Genomic DNA, 14,121 nt, shown 5'->3' with positions numbered 1-14,121 from the left:
TGAATTAATACTGCATATATTTAAAACACATTCACATTATTTAATAAAATTTAATTAGGTTTGACCAAATTAACCTAAGAATAGTTTATATAGAGAATCTTATACGGACACAATTTAATCATGAATTTCAGAAAACCATTAGAGTCACTCATTAAAGAATCTGAAGCGGTTGGAGAACACTCACTTAAGAGAACTTTAACAAGCTATCATCTTGTTGCTTTGGGAATTGGAGCCATTATTGGAGCAGGCTTATTTTCAATTACAGGAGGAGCTGCAGCTAATAATGCAGGTCCGGCAATTACTATTTCGTTCATTATTGCTGCAGTTGGTTGTGCATTTGCTGGCTTGTGCTATGCTGAATTTGCTTCCATGATTCCGGTTGCAGGTAGTGCCTATACTTATTCATATGCCACTTTAGGCGAGTTTATTGCTTGGGTTATCGGCTGGGATTTGGTATTAGAGTATGCTGTTGGGGCCGCTACCGTATCTATCAGCTGGAGCAGATACCTGGTAAAATTCCTCGATTATTATAACATTCATTTACCGGCACAAATGACCATGTCACCATTTGATACAGCAACATTGGCTGATGGGTCAGTAATTTCAGGGGTTGTAAACTTACCGGCAGTATTCATCATTGTGTTAATGTCGTTGGTGTTAATTAAAGGAACAAAAGAATCTGCTTTTGTTAACGGTATTATCGTTGCCTTAAAAGTGGCGGTAGTTTTAATTTTTATAGCTTTAGGTTGGGCTTACATCAGAACCGAAAACTATGTTCCTTATGTTCCTCAAAATACAGGAACTTTTGGAGCCTTTGGTTTTAGCGGTATCGTTCGCGCTGCAGCTATTGTATTCTTTGCTTACATTGGTTTTGACGCGGTTTCAACTGCTGCCCAGGAAGCTAAAAATCCAAGAAAGGATATGCCTATTGGTATCCTGGTTTCGTTATTAATCTGTACCGTTCTTTATATTTTATTTGCACATGTTATGACTGGGGTAACCAATTTTACCTCATTTAAAGGACAGGATGGAATTGCCCCGGTAGCAGTTGCTATTGACCATATGGGTACAGCAGGTCCGGATGGAACTATTTCTCCGGCTTTCCCTTGGTTAAATAAAGCCATTATCGTTGCTATTCTTGCAGGATATGCTTCTGTAATTCTAGTAATGTTAATGGGACAGTCTCGTGTATTCTTCTCAATGAGTAAAGACGGTTTATTACCAAAAGTATTTTCTGAAGTAAATACCAAATTCCGAACTCCTGCAAAAAGTAATTTACTGTTTATGTTGTTTGTAAGTTTATTTGCAGCTTTTGTTCCAGCACGTGTAGTAGGTGAAATGACCAGTATCGGAACTTTATTCGCATTCATACTTGTATGTATTGGTATTATTGTAATGCGTGTTAAAATGCCTGATGCTCCAAGAGCATTTAAAACACCATTGGTTCCTTTAGTTCCAATTTTAGGTGTTGCCACCTGCTTGTTTATGATGGTGTTCCTTCCATTAGATACCTGGATCCGTTTAATTGTGTGGATGATTATTGGTTTTACAGTTTATCTGACATATGGAATGAAAAACAGCTTGTTATCAGACAATAAAAAAGAAACGTTATTTAACAGTAATAAAACTATTTCTCTAATAGGAATTGTTTTATGTATTCTTTTAATTATAGTAGCGGTTGCTCATCACTTAACTGCCGAAACTCCTGATACAGTAATCTATATGTTTTCGCTGATCTTTGCAGCAGTCAACATTTTATTCTATTTGTACAGGGCGTTCAGTTTTAAACCAACTCCTAAGCAAATTGAAGTACATTCATAGTGAGTGATACATATAAACATAAAATTTAAAGGCCTCTCCGAGGCCTTTTTTAATTTAAAATCGAAGCGTTAATTTTCCTGGTCGGGACCTTCCGATCTAAATTTTATAATTTTGTATTTTAATCCAATAAAGTGTAATGGCAATAACTATCAAATCAATTCCGGTCTTAAAAGATAAAGCAGCTGCTTCTTTTACCAAAAAGATAGAGTTAAATACTGCCAATAAATATTCTGTGAATTTTTCTCAGCAGACATCTATCTCTGCTATGGCTAAAGCAAAAATTTAGACTTTGATTATATACTTGACAAGTGTACTTTACAAGTATATAATCAAGCTTTTGTTAATTCATGTCTCCAGTCATCACCTCATTAATCAGAACGCACTTGCGGACCGAATGATTAGTATGATTCACCTAGTTTAGGTTGTTGAATTAATCAGAACCAGTATTCACCTTATCTAATTTTTTTATCTTTGCCGACTGTATGCACTTATCTTTCAACGAAATTATTTCAGTAACAATGATCCTGTTTGCGATCATTGATATTTTAGGTTCAATTCCTATAGTACTTGAATTACGAAACCGAGTTGGTCATATTCAATCTGAAAAGGCCACCTTGGTAGCTATGATACTAATGATTCTCTTTTTATTTGTGGGAGAAAAACTATTAAGTATAATTGGAATCGATGTAAAATCATTTGCCATTGCAGGTTCGTTGGTGATCTTCTTTGTTGCCATGGAAATGGTTTTAGGTATTCATTTTTTTCGCGATCAGATGCCTGAAACTGCATCAATTGTACCCTTAGCTTTTCCATTAATTGCAGGAGCGGGAACTATGACCACATTGCTATCATTAAAAGCAGAATACCAAACCATCAACATCGTTTTAGGTATTATTATCAACTTACTTTTTGTTTATTTTGTACTGAAAAATGTAAGTATGCTTGAGCGCTTACTTGGGAAATCGGGAGTTGAAATTTTACGTAAGGCTTTTGGAGTGATCTTATTGGCCATTGCGATTAAATTGTTTAGAAACAATACTGGCCTTTAGAATTAAGTATAAAAGATTATTAAATATATAACAATACAAATGACAGGTTGGACTATAGCTTGTTGATAAAAACACTATAAACATTCAGCCAAGAACTATTAATAACATGGGAAGAGCATTTGAAGCTAGAAAGCAGAGTAAAATGAAACGCTGGGGTAAAATGGCTAAGCTGTTTACCCGTATCGGTAAAGATATTGTAATTGCAGTAAAAGCAGGTGGTCCTAACCCTGAATCGAATGCACGCTTACGCGTAATTATGCAAAACGCCAAAGGTGCTAACATGCCTAAAGACCGGATTGAAGCTGCTATTAAGCGCGCAACCGATAAGGATACCTCTAGCTACGAAGAAATTGTTTATGAAGGTTATGGCCCTTATAAGGTAGCTATTCTGGTGGAAACCTCTACCGATAACATAAACCGTACCGTAGGCAATGTACGTAGCTATATTACTCGCTCGGGTGGAACTTTAGGTACTTCAGGATTATTGAACTTCATTTTTGAACGCAAAGCTGTTTTCCGTGTAGCCGCAGAGGGTGTAAACGTCGAGGAGTTGGAGTTTGATTTAATTGACTTTGGAGCTGAAGAAGTTTTCCAGGATGAAAACGAAATTACCATTACCACCGAATTTGAAGACTTTGGAAGAATGCAAAAAGCCCTGGAAGATAAAGGATTAAATATCATCAGCTCTGAATTTGAACGTTTCTGTACTACTTACAAAGAAGTTTCAGCCGAACAGGAAGCTGAGGTTCAAAAACTAATTGACAAACTGGAAGAAGATGATGACGTGAATGCTGTGTATCACAACATGGCTCCGCGTGAAGAAGCATAAATAATTAACTGAGCAACAGTCTTCTAATTGGAAGACTGTTGCTTTTTATAACGAACGCTGCCCTACATACTTGAAACTGCTGAAACTCATTTTAACCGCTTTAGCTTTCATTCTTTATACTAATAGCTCATCAGCTCAACAAAAACAAATCTGGACCGATGGAAACATACAGTATAAATTCAATAAAAATTGGATCTTATTTTCTGACTTTAGCTCGAGGATAACCGTTGAAGGCTATAAGCAGAATATCTTTACATTAAGGAGTTCGATAGGCTATAAACTAGCTCCGAAATTAGTTGCATCGGCAGGTTTGGCTTGGTTTTATACGGATGAACCAGGCTCTGTCAATACCAATGAGATAAGAATTTTTGAGGGTATCCGAAATGAATTTACGGTCCTAAAACGTGTTTCTCTAAGCCAGTTTTTACGTTTGGAGCAACGCTTTTTCAATGGATTGGTAGATCAATATAGTTTACGTTTACGTTTACAATTGGGTGCATTAGTCCCATTAAATCATCCACAGTTACAAGCCAAAACTTGGTTCCTTAATTTTATGGCTGAACCCTTTACTAACCTAAAAGGCACATCAAGCAATTTATTCGTTAACAGATACCGGTTTACTGCTGGTACAGGCTATCAATTCACTTCCAGCTTAAGATCTGAGTTTAGTTACAATTCACAACCGTTTAGAACCGCGAACAATCCTGAACTAAGGACGGGTGAGCAATTTGTTAGGCTCCGTTTTTTTTATAATTTCAATTAGTTAATTGGCCGCAACAGGAACTTACTGGAAAGTAGCTATTACTAAAAAACTTCTTCCTAACAAGTCCTAAAAAACATAGGACCGAATTAAGAAAATGTTTTCGAATAATATAATTTCGAAATGCATTAAATTAGTCGCTTATGAAAAAATTAGTCCTTACCATAGCAATGGTTATAGTTTCTACTTGCGCTATGCTAGCCCAAACCATTTCAAAAGCGGACAGTCTTTATCAAATTGCTTTAAAACATTATGATAATAAAGAAGCTGAAAAGGCCATTAAGGGATTTGAAGAAGTTCTGCAAATAAATCCTAAACACATTGATGCCCTATTTAACCTGGCGGCTTTACAATACGAAGCAGGAAACAAACAGAAAGCAATAGACCTTTTTCAGCGTTCAGCAGCTTTAGGAGACAGCCAATCAAAAGAAATTTTGAAAAAGCAATTAAACGTTCGTTTAAATTATGCTGACACTATGGATGTTGCTGATGTTGACCAATTTCCTGTGCTTTTGATTGGGGATAAACCTGAAGATTTGTTTTTCAACAATAACATTAACACCAAATTATTAAAGACTATTGGTGAAAAAGTGATACAATCCGCTGAAATAAAAAAACGCATTTTTGAGGTGGAAGCGGCTAATAAAAATATTCAGGTTGCTGAAATTTCTCAAGTGAAATTGACAGCCGGATTGTTGTTTGGAAAAGATGGTAGTATTACTGTTATTCCTGCAGATGAAAACTTTGCAGATCGAAAACTAATTATTGATCTTATGACCGTTTCCGGACAATTGGGTAAGGTAAAACCAGCACAATATGATGGAAAACCGGTTTGTGCACGTTATTATTCTATTCCATTGATGTTCTATAAAGAAGAGAAAAAATAACTGCTAAAAAATGCCATTGCTCAATCTTAAAAAGTATTTCCGTTTAGCACTTTTCAACTTCTTTATTCTTTCAATAGTTGGATTGTTGTTGCGATGGCTCATGATTAACCCGATTAATGGGTTGAACTATCAATATATTTTACATGCTCACAGCCATTTTGCCTTTAGTGGTTGGGCATTTATGGCTTTAGTATTGATACTTAGCCACAGCTTCCTTCCATCCGAATTATTCGAAAAAAGGAGTTTTAAAAACCTCATTCGTCTTACTGCTTTTACCGCGTATGGAATGTTGCTTTCCTTTCCATTTAAAGGTTATTTCGTAGTTTCCATAGCATTCTCAACGTTATTTATTGGGGTGAATATCTGGTTTATTGTATTGTTTTTCAAAGCAACACATTATAGCCACAAAGTGCTTTCACTTAAAACAGCTCGCTTGGCGCTAATCTTTTTAGGATTATCATGCTTAGGGCCGTTTGCCTTAGGACCCATTATAGCAACCGGCTTATCGGGTACGCCAGTTTATTATAATACCATTTATTTTTATCTACATTTTCAATACAATGGCTGGTTATGCCTGGGTATTTTATCGTTACTAATAAATCTAAGCGAAAAACAAGGCTTTACTTCTTCCCTAATCAATTCAAAACTTATTTACTCCCTTTTGCTCATTTCGGTTTTGCTAACCTACTCCCTTTCGCTTCTGTGGAACAAACCGCCAACAGTGTTTTATTTTCTTGGAGGAGTTGGAGCCATTCTGCAATGCCTTGCTTTATTACTCCTGTTCAAAAAATTAAATTGGAGGACATTGCTTTCCTTACCACGACTTCAAAAAACGCTGTTATTTTTAAGTGTATTGGCTTTTGGGTTAAAAGCCGGCATGCAACTACTCTCGGCACTTCCCTATTCTGCCAACCTTGTATATCAAATACGTCATCTGATTATCGGTTATCTGCACATGGTATTTTTGGGATGCTTTAGTTGTTTCGTTTTGTTTTACAGTATTCATACAGGGCTACTTACCATTTCCAAACAACTTTCTATTTCAGCTTACTTGTTTATTGCAGGCATTGTTACTACTGAACTATTGCTTTTCGGTGAAAGCTTATTTATGATTAATAAAGCTTCTATTCCTCATTTTCAGAATGTTTTAACACTTGCCACAGCGGGCTTACCTCCTGTCCTTTTTGGTCTTTGGTTGTTCTCAAAAAAAGAATAAAAAATAAAAAGACCTTTTTATCTTTTATTTAAAATATCTTTTTATCTTTGATTCATAAAACGAAGATAAAATATGAACAACATGGAAATATTGGACGTAACCGTTCTGGAACCTAAACAAAAGCACCCCACAATTTTTAACCTATTTGATAAATTACAACCAGGAGAAGGCTTTATTATTCATAATGATCATGATCCAAAGCCACTTTATTATCAGTTATTAGCCGAACGAGGGGCTATATTCAGCTGGGAATATTTATTGGAAGGTCCTGAATGGTGGAAAGTTCGAATAAGTAAAAATGCAGTTGGTGAAAATGACAGAACTGTAGGAGAATTAGTGGCAAAAGATTTCCGCAAGGCTGAAGTATTTAAAAAATTCGGAATTGACTTTTGCTGTGGTGGTAAAAAGTCGGTAAAGCAGGTATGTGCTGAAAAAGGCGTAAACTATGACGAATTGGAAACTGCACTGAATGCTACAGCAAACCTAGATACAAAAGCTGAAAACTATGATCAATGGTCAGTAGAGTTTTTAGTTGATTATATTGTAAATAAACATCACACCTATGTAAAAGAATCGTTGCCGATAATGCTTGAGTTTGCACAAAAGGTAGCGCGGGTTCATGGTGATAATCATCCTGAAAACATTGAAATCGCTGAAAAAGTTCATGCGCTAGCAGCCGAACTCAACATGCACCTGATGAAAGAAGAGCGGGTACTTTTCCCTTATATTCAACAACTTGGTAAACTAAAAAGAGAAAACAAATCTGCGGGTACTCCAACTTTCGGAACAGTGAAAAACCCTGTGAATATGATGGAAATGGAGCATGATTCGGCTGGAGAGCTGATGCAAGCCATTAGCAAACTATCTAATAATTATACTCCCCCTGCCGATGCATGTACCACCTACAGGGTACTGTATGCCAAGCTACAAGAGTTTGAAAACGATTTACACAATCATATTCATTTAGAGAACAATATTTTGTTCCCCAAAGCTATTGAACTTGAAACAGAGCTGATGGGTAAAGATGAGCCGCTTGAATCGGCTGAAAATTCATGTTCAGTAAAACCTTAGTAACCATGGAAACAGAAAATATGGTACTGCTGGATGTAAGGCCCCTTCTCGCGCAAAAGCAGGACCCATTTAAGCAAATTATGGAGATGGTAAACACACTCCAATCTAGCTGGGGCCTACTCTTGATTACTCCGTTTGAACCTGTTCCACTTTACACAGTGATGCAGTCAAAAGGTTTTGTTTACCGGACAGAGCGTAAAAGTAATAACGAGATACATTCCTACTTTGAACCCGATCCGTTATCAGTGAAAAACCTGGCAAAAGAACCGGAATGCAATTTCAACTATAACGATGAAACATTTGTAAGCCTGCTGAATACCTTTAAGGGCAAACTGCATGAAGTTGATGTAAGAGAACTGGAAATGCCGCAGCCCATGCTTACTATTTTGGAAGCGCTTGAGCATTTACCAGAGGAGCATGCCCTACTGGTTCACCATAAAAAAATACCACTTTTTCTGCTTCCCGAATTAAAGGCACGCAATTTTGAATACCTGATTTATAACAAAGAAAAGGTAGAGATTCTCATCTTCAGATAAATTTAATTTTACAACCATGAGCCACGCTATATCAATTAAAACTGTTTCTGCCAAAATGATTTCTGCGCATTATATGGCCGGAAGCATCGCTTATTTGATAGTGTGTGTGCTGATGTTAATGTCCGGCAATGCATTTGCCGGACATTTTTTCCATCCTCAATTGCTTGCCATGGTACATTTAGCTGCTTTAGGATGGATCAGCATGATCATCATAGGTACAACCTACCTTTTGGTTCCGGTTATTCTCGATGTTGATTTGTACAGCAACAAATTAGCCCATTTCAGCTTTTTCAGCCTGATAGCAGGCGTAAGCGGTCTGGCATGTTCGTTTTACCACTTCAAAACAGGCCCTTTAATGCAGGTTGCAGCATTGGTGCTGTTATCAAGTATTAGCTCATATTGTTTTAATCTTTGGAGAACTACAACGAAACATAAAACGGAAAATATTCATGCTGATTTTATTCAAACGGCCTTACTCTGGCTGCTGGCAACTGCAACTTTAGGAACACTACTGGTTTTCAATTTAAGCTACGCCTTTTTACCCGAGGACCATTTGCACTACCTCAAGTTGCATGCACATTTAGGCTTTGCAGGGTGGTTTTTACTACTGGTTATGGGTGTGCTTTCAAAATTGATGCCCATGTTTTTACTCAGCAAAACAACCAATAATAAACAACTAAAGCTGAGCTGGTATTTGGTAAATGCAGCTATTTGTGGCTTTCTTATCGATATGTGTTTCAATCAGGGACGGTTAAACATAGTTTGCTGGCTGTTGGCCGCCGCTGGCATAGGCTGCTACGCCAAATTTCTTCACTCTGTTTGGAAATACAGGATGAAGCGTAAAGTTGACTTGCCTATGAATGCAACTTACAAATCGTTGCCTGTCGGTCTTGCTTCAGTTATCATCGCTGCTATATTATTGTTTTTGAATAACAACGAAATTGTACTGCAATTGGCCAAAACGTATGGTGTACTGTTTTTAGGTGGATTTCTCACGGGCTTGATTTTAGCCCAAACATTTAAAATTTTACCTTACATCGTTTGGCTCGAAAAATTTAAAGAAATGGCAGGTGCCGACAGTATTCCTCAACCAGCAGATATGTACAATAAAAAATGGCTCAGCTTGCAGTTTATATTTTATATACCGGGATTAGTCCTGGTAATAGCAGGCATCGCAATAAAAAGCACAGTGGTAATTACATTTGGAGCATTGTTAATGCTTATCAGTGCAATTTTCTATACCACCAACATAATTAAACTCATCAGAATGAACGTTAATTGAATAATGTCATGGAAATCGATATTCTGAAAAATAAACCTTTTTTTATCGCAGAATTATATGAAAATTTACGCAGTGTTATCGACCCGGAACTGGGTATAAACATTGTTGACCTTGGTTTAGTTTATAACATTGAGGTATGGGAACATTCGAAAGAAATCAATGTCACCATGACACTCTCAACCAAAGGCTGTCCCGCCGGTGAATTCATCATAAACTGTATCTGGGAACGACTGAAACAACGGCATCCGGATTGGCAGGTTGAGGTGCAACTTGTATGGGAACCAGAATGGACGGTAGATAACATTAGTGAAGAAGGTAAAACTCAACTTGGATTAAATTAACGAATATGCTTTCGAAAACCTGTGAATATGCAATCAGAGCTCTTGTTTATATTGTTTATAAGAGTGGAAACGGCAATAAGCTGGGAATAAAGGATATTGCCAAAGAAATTGGTTCGCCTGAGCATTTTACAGCCAAAATACTGCAAACACTTTCGCGGCAAGGGATAATTTCTTCTACCAAGGGCCCTAACGGTGGTTTTTATATTGAAAAAGACAGCAATCCGATACCCATCATCAATGTAATAAAAGCCATTGACGGCTCCAAACCGCTTGGAACCTGTGTGCTTGGGTTAAAGGAATGCAACGATCTGCAACCCTGCCCGCTACATGACAATTACAAGCTTATCAAGCTTTCATTAATAACCCTTTTCACTACCAAAACCATTCAGGATTTAGCTGCCGATGTGGCTAAAGGAAAGGTATTAAACATCGTTTTAGAAACTAAATAATAATACTTTTAAAATTATATATTATGAAAACCAATGTTTTATTTAAAAAAAGGATAAAAAGATCCTTATTTCCCTTTTTAGCAATTACTATCGTATCTTTATTTTTAACCTCATGCGGGGGCAATTCTTCACAAACTTCCGAAACATCAGAAACAATGGCTTCATCTGATGAAAGTCAGCAAACTGAAGCCACCGCCACAATAGACACAAAAGTGCACAGCGACAGCAAAGGTATAGGAAAATTTACCGATGTAAAAGTTGATGGACTTAACGCCGACCACGCCACTAAAGGAAAAACCGTTTTCGATTCGAAATGTTCAGCCTGTCATAGAGTGGATGAGACTAAAGTTGTTGGCCCTGGCTTAAAAGGTGTCACCAAACGACGTACACCTGAGTGGATTATGAACATGATCACCAACCCAGCTGAAATGACCCAAAAAGACCCGGTGGCCAAAGCACTACTGGCAGAACACCTTACCCAAATGACCTTCCAAAACGTATCTGACGATGAAACCAGACAAATTTTGGAGTTCTTACGTAAAAATGACCTGTAAATTAATTTTACACTAAAACAAGATTAAAAGATCTTATTTTCTTAATAAAACCAAAAATACAATGAGTTTATCAACTCCATATTCAAAACTGGTGTTGGCCACAGCAGTGGCTGCTGTAACCTTCACTACCGCTTGTAAACCTAAAAAAGCAGAAACAGTGATTTCGGGTGATGCTGCACAGAAAGTGTACGTTGCTCCCGGCAAATTAGACGAGGTGTATCTGTTCGCTTCAGGCGGCTTTAGTGGCCAGGTTGCCGCATATGGCTTACCTTCGGGCCGACTACTTAAAGTGATTCCGGTATTTTCGCAAAACCCTGAAAACGGATGGGGTTATTCTGAAGAAACCAAGGCCATGCTTAATACCTCACACGGCTTTATTCCTTGGGATGATGCCCACCACCCTCAGATTTCCAAAACCGATGGTTCTGACGACGGGCGTTGGTTGTTTATCAACGGAAATAATACACCCCGTATAGCACGCATTAACCTCGCAACATTTAAAACCGAGGAAATTCTTGAGATTCCCAATTCTGGCGGTAACCACTCTTCGCCTTACTGTACCGAAAACACCGAATACGTAGTGGCTGGTACTCGGTTTAGTGTTCCAATTGAAGGCAACACTGATGTTCCTATCAATACGTATAAAGAAAACTTCCGCGGGGCCCTTTCTTTCGTAAAAGTAGACCCGAAAGAAGGTCACATGAATATTGCCTTCCAGCTTTTGGTTCCGGGCGTAAACTATGACTTGGCCCGAAGTGGCAAAGGAGCTTCACATGGCTGGATGTTCTTCACTTGCTATAACTCTGAACAGGCCAACACTTTGTTGGAAGTAAATGCCAGTCAGCGCGACAAGGACTTTATTATGGCCGTAAACTGGAAAAAAGCAGAAGAGTATTTGAAACAGGGAAAAGGCAAAAAAACACCAACCACCTATTATCACAACAATTACGATGAGCGAACACATTCAGCAAGTTCTAAAGTTGAAAAAGAGGTGTTAACACTCGATACACGGGTACTAAAGGACATTGTTTACTTTATCCCTTGTCCTAAGTCGCCACACGGTGCCGATGTAAGTCCGGATGGAGAAAGCATAGTTGCCAGCGGTAAATTGGCAGCCGTTATTCCGGTGTTTTCATTTAAAAAGATGACTGATGCCATTGCCAAAAAAACGTTCGAAAGCGAGTTTGACAAAGTACCAGTTATTAAATATGAAGCCGCTTTAGCCGGTGAGGTACAAAAACCTGGTTTAGGCCCTCTGCATACCGAATTTGATGACAAAGGTTATGCTTATACTTCAATGTTCGTATCATCAGAAATTGTAAAATGGAAAGTGGATACCCGCGAAGTAGTTGACCGTATTCCTACCTATTACTCAATCGGCCACTTATGTGTAGTAGGGGGCGATAACAAAAAACCATATGGTAAATATGCAATTGCACTGAATAAAATTACTAAAGATCGCTACCTGCCTACAGGACCTGAGTTAACTCAATCGGCGCAGTTGTTTGATATTACGGGAGAGAAGATGAATCTCTTGTTAGACTTCCCTACCATTGGAGAGCCTCACTATGCCCAAGCCTGCCCTGCCGATGTAATCTTGAAGAATCAGAAAAAGATTTTCGAACTAAGCAAAAATGAACACCCTTATGCTGTTAAGAATGAAAAAGAAACCAAAATAGTTCGTAACGGTAAACGGGTGGATGTATGGATGACTGCCATTCGCTCACACCTTGCACCTGATAATATTGAAGGTATAAAATTGGGCGATGAAGTATATTTCCACATAACTAACTTAGAACAAGATTGGGACGTACCGCATGGTTTTGCAGTAAAAGGCGCCGAAAACGCTGAGTTACTAATTATGCCGGGAGAAACTCAAACCATAAAATGGACACCTAAATCAACTGGGATATTTCCATTCTATTGTACTGACTTCTGCTCGGCCCTGCATCAGGAAATGCAAGGATATGCTCGCGTTTCTCCAGCTAATTCAACCGTTGCTTTAAAATCCGGAATCGGTGAAACAGCTCCTAAAAACGAACTTGCTAAAAATTAAAAACGAGAACTGAAAAATTAATTTATAACCGAAACCAAGTGCAGGGCAGCAACGCACTGCCAGGTTTCGGTTATTTCCTTATACATCATAATACAGCTGTCAAAGTAATTACAATACTTTAGGCCCCTACTCTGACAATAAAATGTTAGTCCAGGAGATATGATTAACTATTCAATATGTTGATCAAAATTAATTCACAGCACTTAGACAGCCTTTTAAAACGCAAACAGATGAAAAAGTCTTCCCGAATACTTGTAATTGTTAGTGCAGTGTTAATGCTCGGTGCTTACTTCTTCCCTATCTGGAAAATTTCATTAGAAGCCCCTCAATATCCTGAGGGGTTGGAAATGAATATCTTAATAAACAACATTACCGGTGATGTAGCTAAAATTAACGGACTGAACCATTACATCGGCATGAAACACATTCATGCTGAAGATTTTATTGAACTAAAACTACTCCCCTATGCTGTTGGCCTGTTAGCAGCTTTTGGTTTGCTTACCTATTGGCGCAACAATCAAAAACTGCTTTACACCTGGGCTGTACTATTAATCATTTTCGGGGTGGTCGGTGCAGTTGATTTTTATCTGTGGGAATACGATTACGGCCACGACCTCGATCCGATGGCGGCCATAAAAGTTCCTGGCATGTCGTACCAGCCTCCACTGTTTGGCTACAAACAACTGCTTAATTTTTTGGCAGGTTCGTTCCCTGCACTTGGCGGTTGGATGGTAATAGGGGCAATTAGTACCGTTATAGGAATTTCGATAATTGAGTTACGGACTAAGAAAAATAATAAACATGAAAAATCAAATGTTAATACTATTGGCCATAGTAATGTTGGCCTGCAATAAAAAAGGTGCTGTTCCTATTCAGTATGGAACCGATGCCTGTGACATGTGCAAAATGAATATAATGGACGATAAGTTTGGGGCAGAAATTGTAAATAAAAACGGCAAGGTATTCAAGTTTGACTCGGCAGAATGCATGATCGACTATCTACACACCGGAGGAGAGCAGCAAGAACAGTTTTTTGTCACCAACCATTCGCAACCCGGCATATTGATTAATGCCCAAGAAGCCGTTTTTCTTTACGGAGAAAATATAAAAAGTCCGATGGGAGGCAATCTTGCAGCTTTTAATTCTGAAAAGGATGCTATGAAAATGAAACAGGAATTAAGTGGTGAAACTTTAACTTGGGAGCAGGTAAAAAAAGTGAGAGGACATTAAAGAGTTGATTTTCGGTTCATAACAAAGGAGGGTAGTCGGA

16 protein-coding genes are annotated in these 14,121 nt (G+C 38.1%); all 16 read left to right on the top strand.

The features are described 5' to 3' along the window. Positions 1-120: 120 nt before the first annotated feature. The 16 genes from L2B55_RS07155 to L2B55_RS07080 all read left to right on the top strand — a co-directional run bounded on the left by L2B55_RS07155 (position 121) and on the right by L2B55_RS07080 (position 14,081). Positions 121-1,821, top strand: coding sequence for an amino acid permease (locus L2B55_RS07155; protein WP_237849868.1), 1,701 nt, complete (start codon positions 121-123; stop codon positions 1,819-1,821). Between the two features lie 136 nt (positions 1,822-1,957). After that, positions 1,958-2,107, top strand: a complete 150-nt coding sequence (locus tag L2B55_RS07150; RefSeq protein ID WP_237849867.1) for a hypothetical protein — start codon at positions 1,958-1,960, stop codon at positions 2,105-2,107. 196 nt (positions 2,108-2,303) lie between these two features. After that, a complete protein-coding gene (locus L2B55_RS07145; protein WP_237849866.1) occupies positions 2,304-2,870 on the top strand; it encodes a MarC family protein in 567 nt (188 codons plus the stop codon). 106 nt (positions 2,871-2,976) lie between these two features. Continuing rightward, positions 2,977-3,699: a YebC/PmpR family DNA-binding transcriptional regulator gene (locus L2B55_RS07140; protein WP_237849865.1), complete on the top strand. Its 723-nt coding sequence runs from the start codon at positions 2,977-2,979 to the stop codon at positions 3,697-3,699. A 70-nt stretch (positions 3,700-3,769) separates the two neighbouring features. Further along, positions 3,770-4,462, top strand: coding sequence for a DUF2490 domain-containing protein (locus L2B55_RS07135; protein ID WP_237849864.1), 693 nt, complete (start codon positions 3,770-3,772; stop codon positions 4,460-4,462). A gap of 140 nt (positions 4,463-4,602) precedes the next feature. Further along, positions 4,603-5,346, top strand: a complete 744-nt coding sequence (locus tag L2B55_RS07130) for a tetratricopeptide repeat protein (RefSeq protein ID WP_237849863.1) — start codon at positions 4,603-4,605, stop codon at positions 5,344-5,346. Between the two features lie 10 nt (positions 5,347-5,356). After that, positions 5,357-6,562, top strand: a complete 1,206-nt coding sequence (locus L2B55_RS07125; protein ID WP_237849862.1) for a hypothetical protein — start codon at positions 5,357-5,359, stop codon at positions 6,560-6,562. 72 nt (positions 6,563-6,634) lie between these two features. Then, positions 6,635-7,633, top strand: a complete 999-nt coding sequence (ric, locus tag L2B55_RS07120) for an iron-sulfur cluster repair di-iron protein (protein ID WP_237849861.1) — start codon at positions 6,635-6,637, stop codon at positions 7,631-7,633. 5 nt (positions 7,634-7,638) lie between these two features. Then, positions 7,639-8,169, top strand: a complete 531-nt coding sequence (locus tag L2B55_RS07115; protein ID WP_237849860.1) for a DUF2249 domain-containing protein — start codon at positions 7,639-7,641, stop codon at positions 8,167-8,169. A 16-nt stretch (positions 8,170-8,185) separates the two neighbouring features. Beyond that, positions 8,186-9,451 carry a hypothetical protein gene (locus tag L2B55_RS07110; protein WP_237849859.1) on the top strand — a complete coding sequence of 422 codons (1,266 nt, stop codon included), beginning with the start codon at positions 8,186-8,188 and terminating at the stop codon, positions 9,449-9,451. Between the two features lie 8 nt (positions 9,452-9,459). After that, on the top strand, positions 9,460-9,792 hold the full coding sequence (locus tag L2B55_RS07105) for a metal-sulfur cluster assembly factor (RefSeq protein ID WP_237849858.1): 333 nt from the start codon (positions 9,460-9,462) through the stop codon (positions 9,790-9,792). A gap of 5 nt (positions 9,793-9,797) precedes the next feature. Further along, complete coding sequence (locus L2B55_RS07100) at positions 9,798-10,241, top strand: RrF2 family transcriptional regulator (RefSeq protein ID WP_237849857.1); 444 nt, start codon at positions 9,798-9,800, stop codon at positions 10,239-10,241. 155 nt (positions 10,242-10,396) lie between these two features. Next, positions 10,397-10,795, top strand: coding sequence for a c-type cytochrome (locus L2B55_RS07095; RefSeq protein WP_237849856.1), 399 nt, complete (start codon positions 10,397-10,399; stop codon positions 10,793-10,795). A 61-nt stretch (positions 10,796-10,856) separates the two neighbouring features. Further along, positions 10,857-12,851 (top strand): Sec-dependent nitrous-oxide reductase, encoded by a 1,995-nt coding sequence (gene nosZ / locus L2B55_RS07090; RefSeq protein ID WP_237849855.1) that lies wholly within the window; start codon positions 10,857-10,859, stop codon positions 12,849-12,851. A gap of 230 nt (positions 12,852-13,081) precedes the next feature. Beyond that, positions 13,082-13,705, top strand: coding sequence for a hypothetical protein (locus tag L2B55_RS07085; RefSeq protein ID WP_237849854.1), 624 nt, complete (start codon positions 13,082-13,084; stop codon positions 13,703-13,705). Next, the gene (locus tag L2B55_RS07080) at positions 13,653-14,081 is read left to right on the top strand and encodes a nitrous oxide reductase accessory protein NosL (RefSeq protein ID WP_237849853.1); all 429 of its coding nucleotides are present in this window, start codon (positions 13,653-13,655) and stop codon (positions 14,079-14,081) included. Before L2B55_RS07085 ends, L2B55_RS07080 begins: the two co-directional genes overlap by 53 nt. The last annotated feature ends 40 nt before the right edge of the window (positions 14,082-14,121 follow it).

Source organism: Solitalea lacus, from assembly GCF_022014595.1.
Classification (GTDB): Bacteria; Bacteroidota; Bacteroidia; order Sphingobacteriales; family Sphingobacteriaceae; genus Solitalea; species Solitalea lacus.
The sequence above is the reverse complement of the archived record's forward strand: the minus strand, read 5'-3'. Positions and strand labels throughout refer to the sequence as shown.